A 17730-nucleotide genomic window follows, 5' to 3' on the forward strand; every position below is an offset into this window, starting at 1 on the left:
AAATAGTCAGCTCTGGGGTTCGTCAACAAGCATATGACGGACCCGGTTGGCCAGCTCATCGATCAGGAAAGGCTTGCCGATTATGTCGGTACCTTCGGTCAGACTACCCTTGGGCTGGACGGCTTCGCCCGCATAGCCGGTCATGAAGAGAATCTTCAATGTCGGACGTGACGCTCGTGCCCGCTCGGCCAGTTGCGTACCGCTCATGCCGGGTAGCCCTACATCGGTAATCAGTAGATCCACCGGCGCGTCGGATTCCAGGATAGCCAGGGCCTCATGTGCATGGTGAGTATCCTGGGCCGCGTACCCCAACTCATTGAGTACTTCGACCACGAGCAGGCGAACGGCCGAGTCATCACCCACGACCAGAATGGACTCGCCGTTTCCTGGCGCTACGACTGCTTCGACTTCCTCTTGATCCAGAGACTCGGCTTGAAGTGCACGGGGGAAATACAGGGTAATCGTTGTGCCTTGCCCTACTTCGCTTTGCAAGGTGACATGGCCGCCGGACTGTTTGACGAAACCATAGATCATCGACAGACCCAGGCCTGTGCCCTGCCCGATGGGCTTGGTAGTAAAGAACGGGTCGAAGGCCTTGGCTACGACCTCCGGACTCATACCGGTACCGCTGTCCCGTACTGTTAGCGTGACGTAGTGACCTGGATTCAGATCTTCCAGCGGATGGGTTGCCTCATTGAAAAAATGACCTGTCTTGAGTACCAAAGTGCCCCCGTCAGGCATTGCGTCGCGCGCGTTGATGACCAGGTTCAACAGGGCGTTTTCCAGCTGGTTGGTATCCGACAGGGCATGCCAGAGATGGGGATGCAGCTGGGTGATGATTTCGATGTGCTCGCCGAGGGTTCGCCGGACCAGATCTTCCAGCGAAGTGACGAGGGCATTCAGATCGATGGGCTGAGGATCGAGTGTCTGGCGACGAGCAAAGGCCAGCAGGCGCTGCGTCAATGTGGCAGCACGATGAGCCGAGACACTGGCGGCCTCCATGTAGCGCTCCAGCCCTTGAAGCTGCTGGCTGCCAATTCGGCGTTTCATGATTTCAAGCGAACCAATAATGCCAGTCAGCAGGTTATTAAAGTCATGGGCAATACCGCCGGTGAGTTGCCCGACCGCTTCCATCTTCTGCGACTGGCGTAGGGCTTCCTCGGTCTGCTTGAGCATGACCGCCGCCTCCACTTCAGCTGTGACATCCCGCGCAAAGACATAAACCTGTCCATCCTTATCGGCCGTGGCCTTCCAATCGATCCAATGCCATTCGCCTGAGCGGGCTCGGTAGCGGCTGCGAAGGCCATTGATCGTCTCGCCGATCGGGAGCTGTCGAAAATGCTGTGTGGGCGATGGATCGTCGGGATACTCGAGACGGGAAGGCTCAAATGCCAGCAGCTCCGATTGGGACCAGCCCAGCTGGCGCGTCCAGGCCGGGTTCAGGCTTTGCCAGCGCTCACGCGCGAACACACCCAAGAGATCGTCAGACAGTGCCCAGGTGCGGTCGCGTTCGGCGGTTCGTTCGGCAACCCGTTGCTCCAGGGTTTCGTTCAGCTGGCGCAAACGCTGCTCGACCTGGCGAATCTCGGTGATGTCTGTGTGTACGCCTACCCATTCGACAATGACGCCCTCTTCAATGACCGGGATCGCCCGGACCGAAAAGATCCGCCACTTGCCGTTCTGGCAACGCACGCGTTGTTCGTCGTGAAAGGTCTTGCGTCCACGTAGAGCAGCACGCCACCGCTTGAGCGAGCGAGGCGCATCTTCGGGATGCAGCGCGCGGGTCCAGCCCGTGCCCTGATATTCCTCATACGTCTGGCCCGTCAGAGCACTCCAGGCTGGCTGTTCTCCAATCATGCGGCCCTTGGCGTTATTGGTCCACAGCACCCCCTGAACCGCATCGACCGCGGCGCGGAACCGCTGGTTGGACAGGTGCAGCGACGCTTCGGCCTGCTTGCGTTGGGTAATGTCCACAACCACGGCACTGACATACTGAGGCATGCCCTCTGCGTCGTGGGCCAGCGAGACGTGCAAGCTGGTCCAGACATGGGAGCCATCCGGCCGCATATAGCGCTTGTCGACCAGATAGGACTCCCCCGTCTTGAACATCTGCTGGGTCAGCACCTTGCTGGTCTGGCGATCTGACGGATGCGTCAGTGCATCGACATTACTGCCGATCAACTCTTCTTCGGAGCGCCCGAGAATCTCGCAGTAGCGTGCATTGACGAGCACGATCGTGCCGTTGAGGTCCGTCTGGCAGATACCGACCGCAGCCTGGTTGATCAACGTGGACAAGCGGTTGGTACGGTCCTGCAGAGTGGCTTCAGCCTGAAGCCGATCTTCGATATCGATGGAAACAGTCACCGAGGCGATGACCTCGCCTTCGGAATTACGCACGGGCGCGCTGGAAACTTCAAATGTGCGAACGGTCCCGTCCGCGCGCCGATAGATCATGGGCTCCGGTGGTATGGGATTTCCAGAGGAAAGCGCTCGTACCGTCGGGTAGTCCTCAATGGCATAGGGTCGGCCATCAGAATGAACCGCTCCCAGATGCTTGTAGCGATGCAGACTCTCCCCGCCCGGTGTAATGCCAAGCTGGTTCTGAATCTGCTTGTTCAGCATCAATGAGCGCCCGGTGCCCGCTTCGGAGATGGAAATACCCAGAGGGGCCTGCTCCAGGACGCTAGTCAGCAAGCCACTTTCGAGCTGTAGCCGGGCTTGGCTTTGGTGAAGTCGATCCTGTGCCCTGGCCTTTTCGATGGCGACCGACGCGAACTGCGCCAACTGCACCACAATGGCTTCGTCCGCCTCATCGAACTCACCCGTGAACTTATCCGAAAGCTGGATCAGACCCAGATTGGTGCCCTGATGGCTGATCAACGGGACCGCCAGCCAACCGCGCATGGGTGGATGTTCATTGACATAGGTGCCAAAGTTCTTCCAGCGCGTATGCGCTTCCAACTCGGCCTGGGTCATGCGCACGGGCTGATTGGTCTCGCAGACCATGGCATAGATGCCACCGCCGCTGGGCAGGGCGTCGAGATGGCGCCACTTCGCGTATTTCTCGGAAAGCGACACGCTGGTGATGGATTGGCTCCAGTCTTCACCCTGGGTCATGCTGACTACGGATTGGTGAGCCCCAACGATCAGGCGGGCCTGCTCGGTAATGGCGTCCACGGTGGTTTTCATGTCGGGCGCCGAGGTAATCGCCCGCGTTGCTTCGGCCAATGCCTTGAGCTGGGTCACGCGGCGGCTGAGCGTGTCAGTCAGATGATCGCGGTCGCGCTCGGTATGCAGGGATTGGGTTCGATCCCGCAGGGTCAGCAGAAAGCCGAGATGAAGGTCGTCTTTCATGAGCGGTACGGTTCGCGCACTTCCCCAGAACTGCGTGCCGTCGCGGCGTACATACCAGCGCTGGCTGTTCACATGACCTTTCGCTCGGGCCGTTTGCCGTTCCTGATGAAGAATGGGACCGATGAGGTCTTCGGCGTTGAGCAGGAACTCGACGGTCTTCCCGACTGCCTCGGCCTCGCTCCAGCCGAACAGCGTCTGGGCACCGGCATTCCAGCTGGTCAGTCGCCCGTCCAGGTCCGTGGTAATGATGGCGTAATCCGTAGCGCTGTCGAGGATCGCAGCGAGGAGGGCTTGATGAGGCATACGATCGACACAGGCTCCAAATCAGCGGTACTACGGAGGAGGCAAGCCAGGCTTGCCTCCTTTCCTGCAATTATGACCGTTCCAGGATCAGAACGGTTGACCCCGTTGTTTCACGGCCTGCCAAGGCACGTTGCGCCTGGGCGGCTTCGGATAACGGGTAGCGTTGGTTGATCTCGATCTTGAGCGTACCGTTGGCGACCAGGCCGAAGAGTTCGTCTGCCATGGATTGCAGCCGTTCTGGCGTATCGGCATAGCCTGCCAGGGACGGACGTGTGACAAACAGCGAGCCTTTCTGGTTCAAGATCGCCAGGTTGACCCCTGTCACAGCGCCAGACGAATTTCCAAAACTGACCATCAGGCCACGCGGTGAGATGCAATCCAGCGACGCCTCCCAGGTATCCTTGCCGACACTGTCATAAACGACCGGACACTTCCTGCCATTGGTCAGCTCAAGGACTCGCTTGGCGATATCCTCTTCCTTGTAATTGATTGTCTCCCAGGCGCCCAGGCGACGGGCATGTTCGGCCTTGGCCGCAGAGCCCACCGTGCCGATCACGCGCACACCCAGCGATTTTGCCCACTGACAGGCCAGGGAGCCGACGCCGCCCGCAGCGGCATGAAACAGGATGGTTTCGCCCGCTTCGACACGATAGGTCTGGCGCAGCAGGTACTGGACGGTCAGCCCCTTGAGCATGACCGCTGCCGCCTGCTCAAAGCTGACGCTTGCAGGCAGGTGAACCAGATTACGCTCCGGCAGGGTGTGGACTTCGGCATAGGCGCCCAGCGGGCCGGTGGCATAGGCAACCCGATCTCCAACCTTGAACCGCGTTACGCCACTGCCGATGGCCTCGACAATCCCTGCGCCTTCACTGCCCAGCCCGGATGGCAAAGTACCAAGGGGATACAGGCCGCCCCGGTAGTAGGTATCGATAAAGTTGAGTCCAATGGCCTCATTGCGGACACGTACCTCGTTCGGCCCTGGTTCGGCAGGTGTGAAATCGACATATTCGAGCACTTCCGGGCCGCCGGTGCGGCTGAACTGGATACGTTTTGCCATGGGGATTTCCTTGTAAGAATAGTGGCTGAACCTTAATCCAATCCCTTGCAGAGGCCTGCGTCAACCGGCAAAGCACCCTCCGGTGGTATGATTCAGGACTTTCTTTACCCTGCCCTACTCCAGGTGATGACCGTGAAAGACCGAATCGAAGCCGTAAAGGCATACCTGCTCGATCTACAGGATCGCATCTGCCAGTCCTTGGAAGCGGAGGATGGTCATGCCCGGTTCATGGAGGAGGCCTGGACACGCCCTACCGGCGGCGGTGGTCGTACGCGTGTGATTGGTGAAGGTGCCGTCATCGAAAAAGGCGGTGTGAACTTTTCTCATGTCCACGGCGACAGCATGCCGCCTTCGGCCAGCGCCCATCGTCCTGAGCTGGCAGGTCGTAGTTTCGAGGCCATGGGCGTCTCGCTGGTGATCCACCCTGAAAACCCGAATGTACCCACCTCCCACGCCAATGTGCGTTTCTTCATCGCTGAAAAAGACGGTGAAGAACCGGTCTGGTGGTTTGGTGGCGGTCTGGATCTGACGCCTTATTATGGTAACGAGGAAGACTGTATCCACTGGCACCGGGTGGCACGGGATGCCTGTGCGCCATTCGGTGAAGACGTCTACCCGCGTTACAAAGCCTGGTGTGATCGTTACTTCCAGATCAAGCATCGCAACGAGCCGCGTGGAATCGGTGGCCTGTTCTTCGATGATCTGAACGAGTGGGACTTCGAGACCAGCTTTGCCTTTCTGCGGGCTATTGGCGATGCCTACCTGAACGCCTACCTGCCGATTGTACAGCGTCGTCGGAACGAGCCTTTTACCGAAGCACAGCGCGAGTTCCAGGCCTATCGTCGCGGCCGCTACGTGGAGTTCAACCTGGTCTATGACCGCGGCACCCTGTTCGGTCTGCAATCGGGAGGCCGTACCGAGTCGATCCTGATGTCCCTGCCACCCATCGTGCGTTGGGGATATGACTGGAAGCCGGCGCCCGGTAGCGAAGAGGCTCGTTTGACCGAGTACTTCCTGACCGACCGTGACTGGTTGGCTGATACCTGATACCGACCCATTGATCTTTGCTTCAAGGACATCTCATGGACCGTTATGCCGTCATTGGCAACCCTGTCGCCCATAGCAAGTCGCCTGCCATTCATAGCCGCTTTGCCGAGCAGACAGGACAGGCCATGCGCTACGACACTTGGCTTGCGCCGCTTGGCGAGTTCGAGCGCAGCGCGCGTGAGTTTTTTGCCAATGCGGCAGGCGCTAATGTGACGGTCCCGTTCAAAGAGGATGCCTTTCGATTTGCCGATGAGCTGACTGAGCGTGCCCGACGTGCCGGTGCGGTCAATACGCTAAAGAAGCGGAAAGACGGGACCTTTCTGGGTGACAACACTGACGGTGCCGGACTGGTTCGTGATCTGACGGTAAATGCAGGCCTGTCCCTGACTGGCAAGCGTATCCTCATCCTGGGCGCTGGTGGTGCCGTACGTGGCGTGTTGGAGCCTATCCTGGCGGAGCGGCCTGCCGCTCTGGTCATTGCCAATCGGACCGAGAGCAAGGCCATACAACTGGCGCGTGAATTTGCAGCGCTGGGAATGATCGAGGCGGCAGCGTTCAACCTTGAGGCGGAGCCGTTCGACCTGATCGTCAATGGCACTGCTGCCAGCCTTTCCGGCGATGTTCCCCCTATCACCCCTGCCCTGGTCCGCGCTGGGGTAACCGTTACTTACGACATGATGTACAGCAAGGAGCCAACGCCCTTCTGTTGTTGGTCAACCACACACGGCGCAGTACAAGCCCTGGATGGTCTGGGTATGCTAGTTGAGCAGGCTGCCGAAGCATTTTACCTTTGGCGCGGCATACGGCCGGAGAGCGGCCCGGTATTGCATGAACTCAGACAGCAGCTAGCGGCGTCCTGATTAGAGCATTGCGTCCTCTGGATAGCTTTATTAAGAGACCTGCTGCTGACACATGTGGATAAGTAATGCCTGTACAAAACGATCCGAACATTATCCACGCTGAAAATGGATATTGCAGCAGGCCTTTTTTGACTGACAGGATTTATGGCTTGAAGGCAAAAGACAGGCGTATTAAGACGAAGTAGCAATAGAGTTTGCTATAGCGATGTGGATAAGATTCAATTCCTGTGCGTAATTGGGGAGATATACACAGGCTTCATGTTGTCTTTATCTACGCTTGAAGAAGGACGCTGGAAGGTATTTGCGGCAACCAGTGCCCGGCAGCGTAGCCAGGCACTGAGTTGAATATCAGTTCAGCAATGTGGCATCCAGGCTGATCTTGGCGTTCAGTACCTTGGAGACCGGGCAGCCTTCCTTCGCCTTGTTGGCGATGGCCTGGAATTGGTCGTTGTCGATGCCTGGGATTTTGGCCGACATGGTCAAATCAATCGTCGTGATTTCGAAGCCTTCGCCTACTTTATCGAGCGTAACCACTGCCTTGGTTTCGATACGCTCGGCTGTGAAGTTCTCCATTCCCAGCATCATGGAAAAGGCCATGGAGAAGCAGCCCGCATGCGCTGCGCCAATCAGCTCCTCAGGGTTAGTGCCGGGCTGGTCTTCGAAGCGAGTGTTGAAACCGTAGGGATTTTCCTTCAGCGCGCCGCTGCCGGTGGAAATCGTACCTTTACCGTCCTTCAAACCACCTTGCCATACAGCAGATGCTGTCTTTTTCATGGTTCCTCTCCTGTGAATGACTCGAGTTATATGTGAAATCGGATGCTGGGCAAAGTTCGTTGGAGGGTGCGGCGAAACGTAAGGCGTACAGGTGGTGTTCATCAGGGTAAGGTAAAAAGGCCGGAGCAAATGGCCAGGGTTGTGGTCAGCCTATGACCTGCCTTTTCTCCGGTCTGATTCATTTCAAGGAGTCGTCATGGACTATAAGAACCTCGGGTCTACGGGCCTGAAAATTTCTCCGCTGTGCCTGGGCTGTATGACCTACGGCGTGCCTGAACGTGGTAATCATCCATGGACGATGGGCGAAGAAGAGAGTCGCCCGCTATTCAAGAAAGCCCTCGACATGGGCATTAACTTCTTTGATACCGCCAACGCCTATTCCGATGGTACCAGTGAGGAAATCGTCGGTCGGGTGCTGAAGGATTTTGCCCAGCGTGACGAGATTGTGCTGGCCACCAAGGTCTATTTTCCGATGCGCAACAAGCCCAACGTGGGCGGCCTGTCACGTAAGGCGATCTTTGCCAGTATCGATGCCAGCCTCAAGCGCTTGGGCACTGACTACGTGGACCTGTACCAGATCCACCGCTGGGATTATGAAACGCCCATCGAAGAAACCATGGAAGCGCTGCACGATGTAGTAAAGGCGGGTAAGGCGCTGCATATCGGTGCGTCCAGCATGTACGCCTGGCAATTCGCCAAAGCTCTGCATGTGGCGGATCGAAATGGTTGGACCCGTTTCGTCACCATGCAGAATTATGTGAACCTGCTGTATCGCGAAGAAGAGCGCGAAATGCTGCCGCTCTGCCGTGACGAAGGCATAGGGGTCATTCCCTGGAGCCCCATGGCACGTGGAAGGCTGACCCGAGATTGGGATACCAGCAGCGCACGCGTTGAGAGTGACGAGTTTGGCAAGAGCCTGTATGCCAATACGGCCGATGCCGACCGCCGTGTGGTTGAGCGTGTGGCCGAGATTGCCAACGAGCGTGGCGTACCGCGTGCACAAGTGGCACTGGCCTGGGTTGTGCAAAAACCGGGCATCAGTGCACCCATCATTGGTGCGTCCAAACCGCAGCACCTCGAAGACGCTGTGGCCGCCCTCTCGCTCAACCTGACCGCCGAAGAGATCGCCCGCCTTGAGGAACCTTACGTCCCTCATGGTGTGGTCGGTTTTGCCTGATCACGGTCTTTCCGGTACGACACCTGTCGTACCGGAAAGACCGCGCCATTACCTCACCCTATCGGTTTCATAGTCACTAAAAAGAGCCAGGTTACTTTTAATAACTGCCTTAAAGGCGTAAAGTGAGTTTCTTGATGTAATCACGCTCAGCGAGGTTGCCATGGACGATTTTAACAAGTCCGCTACCGGGCGCCGCCGACTGAAAAACCACGACTGCCCTATCCGTGATGTGCTGGACCGTGTAGGCGATGCCTGGTCGGTACTGGCTGTTTTCAAGCTGGACAGCGGACCACTGCGTTTCAATGAACTCAAGCGTCAGATCGATGGCATTTCCCAACGAATGCTGACCGTCACGTTGCGCAACCTGGAGCGCGATGGATTGATTACCCGAACGGTCATTCCCTCAACGCCGCCCCAGGTGGAATACGCCCTGACCGGGATCGGGCAAAGCCTGGTCATTCCCATCAGAGCCTTGGCCGATTGGGCCGCTCAATCGCAGCCGATCATTCAGCAGGCGCGCGATACCTACGATCTGGCCGTGCGGCAGCGGCAAATTGAAGAGCCTGCCGCGGCTAACGAGGAGACTTCTGCATGACTCAACTCAAAGACACTGCCATTTCCGTTCTGGACCTGGCGCCGGTACGGGACGATGGCAACGCGGCCCAGGCTCTGCACAACTCACTCGACCTTGCTCGCCATGCGGAGCGGCTGGGCTATAACCGATTCTGGGTCGCTGAGCATCACAACATGGACGGTATCGCCAGCTCAGCCACGGCCGTTCTGCTCGGATACCTGGCGGGTGGTACATCCACGATCCGCATCGGCTCCGGTGGCATCATGCTGCCCAACCACGCCCCTCTTGTTGTGGCCGAGCAGTTCGGCACGCTGGATGCTCTGTATCCGGGCCGTATCGATCTGGGGCTTGGCCGTGCGCCCGGGTCCGATCAGATGACCGCCCATGCGCTGCGTCGCGATCGTTTGGGAAGCGCCGATGACTTCCCTTCCGACGTAGAGGAGCTGCAGTACTTTCTGGGTCCACGACAGGAAGAACAGCGGGTAATCGCCGTGCCGGGTGTCGATAGCAACATACCGATCTGGCTATTGGGGTCGAGCCTGTTCAGTGCTCAGCTGGCGGCTGCCAAAGGTTTGCCGTATGCCTTTGCATCCCATTTTGCGCCACGCTATATGCATGAAGCGATTCGTCTGTACCGTGAAAACTTCCGCCCTTCCGAGGTGCTGGACAAGCCCTATGTCATGCTGGGTGTTCCGCTGGTTGCTGCAGACAGCGACGAGGAAGCCAATTACCTGGCAAGCACGGTTTATCAGCGCGTCCTGGCATTGATGCGTGGCCAAAGCCTGGTGCTTCGCCCGCCGGTTCGAAACATGAGTCCTGAATGGTTGCCCCATGAAAAAGACGCTGTGCTGAACATGCTGGGCATGGCGATTATTGGTGGGCCGGACAAGGTACGCGAGCGGGTCGATTTGCTGCTTGAGAAGACCGACGCTGATGAATTGATTTTCACCTGCGATGTGTATGAACATGCTGATCGACTCAAATCGTATCAGATTCTGGCCGAACTTAAAGGCTGATATAAAAAGGGCGCTATGGCGCCCTTTTTCATAACGTTAAACTAATAATACTGATATCAGCGCATTCTAAAGAGATATCAATCAGCTATTAAGTTAATATTACTTTATTAGCGGGCTATTTATCTGCAAAGTTCTGTTGCCAGAACTGTTCGAAGGCTTCTTTCCACTCGGGTAATTGCACGCCCCAGTTAGTCTGAATACGTGAGCAATCCATTCGTGAATTAGCTGGACGTTTCGCTGGAGTGGGATACTCATACGTGGCAATAGGATAAAGCCGGGCACGTAAACGGCCTTGCTCTTCAAGTTTCTGAGCGATCGTTTCGGTAAAGCCAAACCAGGATGTCTTGCCTGTCGAGGTAAGGTGGTAAATACCCCAGGGGCCTGGGTTGCCCATGGTAATGCGATCTACGATGTGGCTAGTGGCTGAGGCAATCGTATCGGACCAAGTCGGTATGCCGATCTGATCATCTACAACGCGCAATTCGTCTTTTTCCTGCAGCAGGCGATGCATGGTACGAACAAAGTTGTGACCATCCTGGGAGTAAACCCAACTGGTTCGCAGAATCAGATACTGTCCGCCTACGGCCTGAACCGCCTGTTCGCCAGCCAGCTTGCTTTCGCCATACACGCTGGTGGGGTGGGTGGCATCCTCTTCACTGTAGGGCTCGTTCTTGTCACCATCAAATACATAGTCGGTCGAATAGTGGATGAACGGAATGGCCCGTGCCACAGCCTCCTCCACCAGAATCCGCGGTGCCTCTGCGTTTACCTTGAAAGCCATCTCGGCGTCGGTCTCGGCCTTGTCCACAGCCGTATACGCAGCAGCATTGATAATCAGGTCTGGCTGCACACGTCGAACGGTTTCACGAATGGCCTCTTCATTTGCAAGATCCATGGCATCACGACCCAGAACAACAAGTTCATGATCGGTTTTAAGGCTTCTTTGCAGCGCTTGAGAGACCTGACCGCTTCGACCTGTAATTAAAATTTTCATACTTCTCCAGCCTGATCGAGCGGCATTAACCCAAAAGCAGTGAGCTAGTTGATTAAGAACCCGATAGTGGTTGGTTTAATAATGAGCGACTGATGCTCAATTATTGCCCAACAATAAATCAATGTGATGGTCGCTATGTTGAACGCGTTTAAAAGTTAAGCAAACTTTAAATAAAGCGAAAAAACAGAGCACCGCAGTTTATAAAAAACCAGGGCGATAGTGTGCCTGCCTATACGGGCAAGGCCAGAGGCGGGGCGGAGCGCTATGGCGGCGTGGGCAGCCAGAAAAGGAGATTGGTCATAAAACGTGCCAATAACAGCGTGCTTAGTCGGCGAACACTAACACACCTTTGTGACGGTTTGTCAGCAAAGTTGTTTCAAGACAGACAAACCTTTACAGAGGCTGTTGAAAGGCCATGAAGTTGGCAGAAGAAGCGGGCCTAGTACCTTGAGGCTTGTGAGTTCCATGGCAAGGCCGCTCTTCTTTGATAAGGGTCAAACCGGCTTCTGTACCAGTGCAAGGCCAGTCATTTCCTGAAGACTTTCAAGTGTGAGGCCTTCGACGAGTTCGCTGGCATACACGCGGCCGTTAGCAATATCGAAAATAGCCAGATCGGTATACACACGAGATACGCAGCCTACGCCCGTCAGCGGGTAGGTACAGTGCTCGACGAGCTTGCTTTGCCCGGCTTTGGTCATGAGATCCATCATGACAAAGACCTGCTTGGCACCTATTGCAAGGTCCATGGCACCCCCTACGGCAGGAATCGCATCAGGCTCGCCGGTATGCCAGTTGGCCAGATCGCCTGTGACGGATACCTGGAAAGCGCCGAGCACGCAGATATCCAAATGGCCGCCGCGCATCATTGCAAACGAATCCGCATGGTGAAAAAACGCACCGCCTGGCAGCAGGGTGACAGGCTGCTTGCCAGCGTTGATCAGATCAGAATCTTCCTTGCCCTCCTCTGGCGCCGGACCCATGCCTAGTATGCCGTTCTCGCTGTGCAGAAAAATTTCGCGGTCAGCCGGTAGGTGGTTGGCCACTAGCGTCGGCAGTCCAATCCCCAGATTGACGTAGGCTCCTTCCGGGATGTCCTGGGCGACTCGGGCAGCGATCTGGTTGCGGTTGAGTCTGTTCATTCCTGATCTCCTGAAACACGAACGACGCGTTGCACAAAAATGCCTGGCGTAACGATGATTTCCGGATCGATCTCGCCCAGCTCCACGATTTCACGGGTTTGCACGATGGTAGTCTTTGCGGCCGTCGCCATGATGGGACCAAAATTGCGGGCAGCCTTGCGGTAGGTCAGGTTGCCCCAACGGTCGGCACGGTCCGCGCGAATCAGAGCAAAGTCGGCATGAATGGGATATTGGATAACGTAGTGCTTGCCGTTGATTTCGCGTGTTTCCACGCCTTCGGCCAGAATCGTGCCGTAGCTGGTCGGTGTGAAAAAGGCGCCGATACCGGCACCCGCAGCGCGGATACGCTCGGCCAGATTGCCCTGCGGCACTAACTCCAGTTCAATTTTGCCGGCACGGTAAAGCTCGTCGAATACATAGGAGTCGGTCTGACGTGGAAATGAACAGATGATTTTGCGAACCTGACCTGCCTTGAGCAGGGCTGCCAGGCCTACATCGCCATTGCCCGCATTGTTGTTGATGATGGTGAGATCTTTCGCACCGTGCGCTATCAACGCATCAATCAGCTCAGAAGGCTGTCCGGATGGGCCGAAGCCGCCAATCATCACGATGGCACCATCGTGGATGTCTTCCACCGCCTGGCTCAGGCTCTCGACAATCTTGTTGATCATTATATGTCCTCATTCAAGGGTCTCGCTGTTGCTCATGCACCAGCCGAGGAGGTAAGCCGCATGCACCGAGCATATGCGATTGCATCCCTTGAAAAAGGTGGTTGTGTCCGATAATCGGACACAAAACGCTTCATATGTGCGTTTATCGATCGTCACCCGTATTAGTACGCCGTTGTAAGGCAAGTAGGCCATCTCAGCATTTCAATACGGCCTTTGGAGAATTAACCGGCACAGCGCTGGTCATTTTAATGACTTACACAAATGCGATGATGGCAAAAGGCTCTAGGTCAAGCATTGGCGATTAGGTTAACCAAATATTTGTGTGCACTAATTCACGGTATTGTAGGGAAATCTGAATCATTCCTGAACATGGGAGAATCGGTTAAGCAAAAAACATTGTGATCCTAAAGTTTCCTTTTACTGTGTCGACTTATTAAAGAGGCCACAGGAAATTCGGCTTTCGCGCTAACGCTATCAACACAAGGGATTTGAATGAATATTCTTCAGGAAACACTGAATGAGCTATCTTCACTCCGCGCCCAGTATTGGACGTTTTGTACCCAAAGAGCAGCATGTCTTTTGGGGTGAGCGAGTCAGCGAGCTGCTGCAGATCGTTGCGATCAGTCACGGCTTTGATTTGATGCGCCTTGGCGCAAGCGAGGCATACCGCCTCAAGGGCTTTCTGGATACGCTCGAACAGAATGACTATCCGGAACTGGCCGACTGGAATGACCGGGTTTTTGCCTGCACCCGCCTTACGTGCCGGGTCGAGCTTGAGAAGTACATGCTGGAAGGCATGCCCAAGTCCTGACGTACCCCCTCTCCTTTCTGGGCTGCCCGCCTGATGTGGCAGCCGGACGCTCATGGTGAAACCGCCTCTTCTTCAGCCGATGCAGGTTTGGTCAGGCGCATTGAGGTCAGATATAGCGAAAATACCAGGACGAAGGCACCCAGAAGAAAGCCGACATAGGGAATTCTGAAGGCAATCAACAGGGCGGCGGCGGCACCGCTGGCTGCTGCTGGGATAGCTCTGAACACATCAAGCTTCAAGGTAAAGGGTTTGTGGCATTCGGGACATAATCGGCTTCCATCCGACTCAGGCGGACCGAAGACTGCAGCGTGGAAGGCGCTGATGCTTTGTTTGCAGTGGGGGCATTTCATGCTGAATTCCTTTTCAAGCAGTCAGGCAGGTTAACTGCATCCTGAAATCCTACGCGCGCTCCGAAGAAAATGGGGAGCTGCCGTGCAGAGCTGTGAGCAGGTTCATGTAAATAAGCATGGGTTTGTGCTAAAGCCACAGGCCGTTAGCTCAAGTGCCTGGACTGTCTTTTCGAACGGATAGGACCCTCCGGGCTGCCGATCGTTTCTGTTCTTATCACATCTTGTGGCCCTGGCTGGAGCAGCCCTGCGTCAGAATGTCAGTCACGGTATTGTTCGTCCCTGCCGTACGCCAGGATATGCTGGCATAGCCTTTCGTCTAAAAACATATAAGGTGACTCAACGCTTACGGGCGCGTTCCGAAACGAGCCTTCTTCTCCCTGCCCATCGAAGCGGTTTCGCTGGAATGGTTTCAGTAGAGGCACTCCAGCGCAGCGGCTTAAAGTGATCCCGTCAGAGAGGTCTTTCGGATCTGTCCAGTCCTAGTCGTATTGCTGCCCATCGGCATGTGCCGGGCGGACGAAATGCTCTCACCAACCCTTTTTACCTTGTTGCAGAATCCCTTGGCAGGCAGATGAGCCCTTTCCCTTCAGGTGGCGCTGTCTGCCTTTAGCGACAGGCCCGGCTAAGCGGGCTGTGAACACAATAACTAAAAAGGGTGGTAGCGATGGAGCACATTCTCAAAGCAGCCTTCGGCTGCCTAAGCGAAGCCGAGCATGTCCGACATGAGTTGATCGCAAAAGGTGTAGCCGGTCGGCATATCTCACTTTCAGCCTCTCGAAATGAGACGGCAGGTTCTTCCACAGGTTCGCTGGGTGAACGAATCAGCCATTTCTTCTGTTCGCTTTTCGACCTGGCCGATGATGAGCCCGCGCGCGAGGCCATTACCGAGCACTCGACTGTCCTGACGGTCACGCTTACCGAGTACCAGCAGCAGGCCGTAGTTGAGGCCGTGCTCGCGCAGAACGGTGCAATGAGTGCCCATGCCCTGACGGATGACTATGCCATCTCCAGTCACTATCCAAGTTCGGCCTGTATGCTCGGCATGGGTTCCTTCGCCTTGGCCGGTCAGGTGCCACAAGAGGCGACAGGAGGCCGGTTCGTGCCGACCCAGGCGGAAGAGGAGGCCTGGTTGACCAAGCCTCCGCTGGAGCTGCCCTCGCTATCTCTCTCATTTGCCAAGCCCTGATCACAGGATCAGGGCTTGCAGGGCTAGGTGTGCAGTGCTGCCATGGCCTGGCCGAGATAGCGCTGGATATCGTCTGTCATCCAGGTGCCCTCAGCCAGCTGCGGCTCGCAGGTATGGGCCTGGCGCAGTTTATGGTGGGTCTCGGGATTTGTGCCTGCATAGGCGGTAAACAATGCGGTCCAGCGTTGCGCCAGCTGCAGCGCCTCTGGAGAGTGGGGAGGCAGTCCGTTATCCATAATGCGGCGTAGATCGGCCAGAAGCGGTAGCCATTTCGGGACCTGCTCGCCATAGTTTGCCTGCATGAAGGCGAACTCTTCGGGTGTGAGATACCGTTCATAAATCGCAAGCTTGCCGGCCGTGAAGGCCTTCAGGATAAAGCGGGTCATCTCGGTGGTGACACCTGTCTGCTCCTGTAGCGGGGCCTCCTGGCGGAACAGCTCGTTGAGCCGTACGGCCAGGGCCGGGTTGGTTGATGTATTGCGCTCCAGGAGCGTCATCCAGCGCCGTGCCAGCGACTGTGCTTGAAAGGACTCAGGGGGGAGCCCTTGTTGGAGGAGCTGATGGGCTTCCTGCACCAGTGCGCGCCAAGCCTGCTGATTGGCGGGAGTGTAGAAAGGCAGATCATTCAGGTCTTCAGGGGCGAAATGCTGTTCGTACATGGTCATCAATTCCAGGGTCTTCAACCAATCGGCCAGGTCAGGCTCCTCTCCTTCACTGAGTTGTCGATGCAGGTCTGCCAGACGATTACGCAGATTCGTTTGCCGGGTAATCTGTCGGTCCAGCCGGCGGATCTGCTGCTCGGTGATGGTCAGGAGCGCAACGTCTGGCCGCGCCAGAAGGGCTCCGATCTCGGCCAGCGACAGGCCCATGCCACGCAGGGCCTGGATCTGGTGCAACCGGGCAATATCGGCCCGGTTGTACAGTCGGTAGCCGGCATCGGAACGCGCGGAGGGTGTGAGCAGGCCGATGCTGTCGTAATGGTGAAGAGCCCGAATCGTAAGACCCGACTGTCTAGCCAGTTCGCCCACTTTCAATAGCATCGAATTGCTCCTTTCTTCCACGTGCGGAATTGATCCTGAGGCCTCACGTTACGATAGGGTCAAGGGGGCTGTGAACAAAGACGCGGGCTGGCTATTTAAATGGCCAGCCCGGAAAGACATTACCGCGTTGAGGCGGGCTCGGCCGATGAGGAAAGGCGCGTGACCAGCGCCCAACCCAAGCCACTTACCACGACTCCAATGGACAGCGCCACGGCCAGACGGAAGGCGCTGCCGTACACCAATGGTGCAAGCCAGCCGCTGACAATGGAAAAGAAGATCATCTGGACAAACCCCAGGACTGACGCGGCGGTACCAGACAGCTCCGGTACGCGCTCGAGGATGCGTAGTGTCATGGTAGGAATACCCAGCGACAGGCCGAAGACGAACAGCCCGTGCGGGATGACGGCCGCATAGACGTTCAGGTCGGTAGCCAGACCTGTATAGGTCAGGTTGATCAAGCAGCTCAGGCCAAGCATGGCGTAGGCAAAGCCGATCAGTCGACCGGAAGGCAATTGTGAGGAAAGCCGTGCTGCCAGAAAGGACCCGCTGGTCAATCCGATCACGATAGGAATGAACAGATAGCCAAAGTCGGTTTCGGCCAGCCCCAGTACCTGGGTGACAAAATCGGGGGCGGCGCCGATCAGGAAGGCGAAGCCGCCAAACAGGGCGCCGAAGACCACGGCGCGTGCCATGAACTGCCCGTCCCGCATGACTCGTCCGTAATTGCGCGACAGGACGCTCAGATCGAAGGCTTGTCTGCGTTCTGGCGCCAGGGTTTCGGGCATCAGGAACGCGCAGAGCGAGGCGCTGAAAACGGCAAGCGCCGCGAGGAAAAAGAATACGCTGCGCCAACCGGTGTGTTCTGACAGGTAGCCGCCAATAATCGGCGCAAAGGCTGGGGACACGCTGAAGACCATGATGATGTAGGACATGGTTTTCTGGGCCACCGGACCCTTGTAACAGTCCGTCACGATGGCCTGTCCCACTACCATTCCTGCACCAGCGGACAGGCCCTGGCAGACACGGCCTGCCAGCAGCCAGTCGAAGCTCGGGCCGAATGCCGCGATCAGCGAGCCGGCGATATACACCGCCAGGGCCGAAAGAATGACCCGCCGGCGGCCGAACGAGTCGGACAGGGTGCCATGCAGAAGCGTCATGAATGCGAACGCCAGCATATACAGGCCGAGCGTCAATTGGGTCTTTTCAGGTGTCAGCTGAAAATCTCGGCCGATGGCGCCAAAGGCCGGCAGGTAGGCATCAATCGACATGGGGCCGATACAGGCCAGGGCGCCGAGGATCAGCACCATCACGGGATAGCGAGGAATAGAGGTGGTGGTCGTTTGCAAGGGGAATAACCTGTCACGGGCCACAGTGGCC

The 17730-nt window shown here is 56.7% G+C and carries 16 protein-coding genes; 7 read left to right on the plus strand and 9 right to left on the minus strand.

The window, feature by feature from the left end; translation table 11 throughout:
- Positions 1–6: 6 nt before the first annotated feature.
- Complete coding sequence (locus HMPREF1487_RS09225) at positions 7–3657, minus strand: PAS domain S-box protein (RefSeq protein WP_010796364.1); 3651 nt, start codon at positions 3655–3657, stop codon at positions 7–9.
- Between the two features lie 70 nt (positions 3658–3727).
- The gene (locus HMPREF1487_RS09230; protein ID WP_010796365.1) at positions 3728–4714 is read right to left on the minus strand and encodes an NADPH:quinone reductase; all 987 of its coding nucleotides are present in this window, start codon (positions 4712–4714) and stop codon (positions 3728–3730) included.
- Between the two features lie 132 nt (positions 4715–4846).
- Here HMPREF1487_RS09230 and hemF point away from each other — a divergent pair, with 132 nt between their 5' ends.
- Together hemF and aroE are read left to right on the plus strand one after the other, a co-directional pair.
- Positions 4847–5761: an oxygen-dependent coproporphyrinogen oxidase gene (gene hemF, locus HMPREF1487_RS09235; protein ID WP_112297975.1), complete on the plus strand. Its 915-nt coding sequence runs from the start codon at positions 4847–4849 to the stop codon at positions 5759–5761.
- A gap of 35 nt (positions 5762–5796) precedes the next feature.
- Positions 5797–6621 carry a shikimate dehydrogenase gene (gene aroE, locus HMPREF1487_RS09240; protein WP_010796367.1) on the plus strand — a complete coding sequence of 275 codons (825 nt, stop codon included), beginning with the start codon at positions 5797–5799 and terminating at the stop codon, positions 6619–6621.
- Positions 6622–6969: 348 nt separating this feature from the next.
- Here aroE and HMPREF1487_RS09245 read toward each other — a convergent pair whose 3' ends face one another.
- Positions 6970–7395 (minus strand): OsmC family protein, encoded by a 426-nt coding sequence (locus HMPREF1487_RS09245; protein WP_010796368.1) that lies wholly within the window; start codon positions 7393–7395, stop codon positions 6970–6972.
- A 196-nt stretch (positions 7396–7591) separates the two neighbouring features.
- Here HMPREF1487_RS09245 and HMPREF1487_RS09250 point away from each other — a divergent pair, with 196 nt between their 5' ends.
- The 3 genes from HMPREF1487_RS09250 (at position 7592) to HMPREF1487_RS09260 (ending at position 10162) form a co-directional block, all read left to right on the plus strand.
- Positions 7592–8572, plus strand: coding sequence for an aldo/keto reductase (locus tag HMPREF1487_RS09250; protein ID WP_010796369.1), 981 nt, complete (start codon positions 7592–7594; stop codon positions 8570–8572).
- 160 nt (positions 8573–8732) lie between these two features.
- Positions 8733–9167: a winged helix-turn-helix transcriptional regulator gene (locus HMPREF1487_RS09255; RefSeq protein WP_010796370.1), complete on the plus strand. Its 435-nt coding sequence runs from the start codon at positions 8733–8735 to the stop codon at positions 9165–9167.
- Entirely contained in the window at positions 9164–10162 is a 999-nt protein-coding gene (locus tag HMPREF1487_RS09260; RefSeq protein ID WP_010796371.1) for an LLM class flavin-dependent oxidoreductase, read from the plus strand. Before HMPREF1487_RS09255 ends, HMPREF1487_RS09260 begins: the two co-directional genes overlap by 4 nt.
- A gap of 115 nt (positions 10163–10277) precedes the next feature.
- Here the strand turns inward: HMPREF1487_RS09260 and rfbD are convergent, their stop codons facing one another.
- The 3 genes from rfbD to HMPREF1487_RS09275 form a co-directional block, all read right to left on the minus strand.
- Positions 10278–11156: a dTDP-4-dehydrorhamnose reductase gene (gene rfbD, locus HMPREF1487_RS09265; protein ID WP_010796372.1), complete on the minus strand. Its 879-nt coding sequence runs from the start codon at positions 11154–11156 to the stop codon at positions 10278–10280.
- Positions 11157–11650: 494 nt separating this feature from the next.
- Positions 11651–12295 carry a 3-oxoacid CoA-transferase subunit B gene (locus HMPREF1487_RS09270; protein ID WP_010796373.1) on the minus strand — a complete coding sequence of 215 codons (645 nt, stop codon included), beginning with the start codon at positions 12293–12295 and terminating at the stop codon, positions 11651–11653.
- Positions 12292–12966, minus strand: coding sequence for a 3-oxoacid CoA-transferase subunit A (locus HMPREF1487_RS09275; protein ID WP_010796374.1), 675 nt, complete (start codon positions 12964–12966; stop codon positions 12292–12294). Before HMPREF1487_RS09275 ends, HMPREF1487_RS09270 begins: the two co-directional genes overlap by 4 nt.
- A 517-nt stretch (positions 12967–13483) precedes the next feature.
- On the opposite strand from HMPREF1487_RS09275, the gene HMPREF1487_RS09280 reads away from it, so the two are divergent.
- Positions 13484–13777, plus strand: a complete 294-nt coding sequence (locus HMPREF1487_RS09280) for a hypothetical protein (protein ID WP_010796375.1) — start codon at positions 13484–13486, stop codon at positions 13775–13777.
- 50 nt (positions 13778–13827) lie between these two features.
- Here the strand turns inward: HMPREF1487_RS09280 and HMPREF1487_RS09285 are convergent, their stop codons facing one another.
- Positions 13828–14127, minus strand: coding sequence for a hypothetical protein (locus HMPREF1487_RS09285; RefSeq protein WP_010796376.1), 300 nt, complete (start codon positions 14125–14127; stop codon positions 13828–13830).
- A gap of 664 nt (positions 14128–14791) precedes the next feature.
- Between HMPREF1487_RS09285 and HMPREF1487_RS09290 the strand changes: the two genes are divergently transcribed.
- Positions 14792–15313, plus strand: a complete 522-nt coding sequence (locus HMPREF1487_RS09290; protein ID WP_010796377.1) for a hypothetical protein — start codon at positions 14792–14794, stop codon at positions 15311–15313.
- 23 nt (positions 15314–15336) lie between these two features.
- Here the strand turns inward: HMPREF1487_RS09290 and HMPREF1487_RS09295 are convergent, their stop codons facing one another.
- The gene (locus HMPREF1487_RS09295) at positions 15337–16353 is read right to left on the minus strand and encodes a MerR family transcriptional regulator (RefSeq protein WP_010796378.1); all 1017 of its coding nucleotides are present in this window, start codon (positions 16351–16353) and stop codon (positions 15337–15339) included.
- Between the two features lie 119 nt (positions 16354–16472).
- Positions 16473–17699 (minus strand): multidrug effflux MFS transporter, encoded by a 1227-nt coding sequence (locus HMPREF1487_RS09300; protein ID WP_037029874.1) that lies wholly within the window; start codon positions 17697–17699, stop codon positions 16473–16475.
- Between the last annotated feature and the right edge of the window lie 31 nt (positions 17700–17730).

Source organism: Pseudomonas sp. HPB0071 (assembly GCF_000478505.2).
Taxonomy (GTDB): domain Bacteria; phylum Pseudomonadota; class Gammaproteobacteria; order Pseudomonadales; family Pseudomonadaceae; genus Chryseomonas; species Chryseomonas luteola.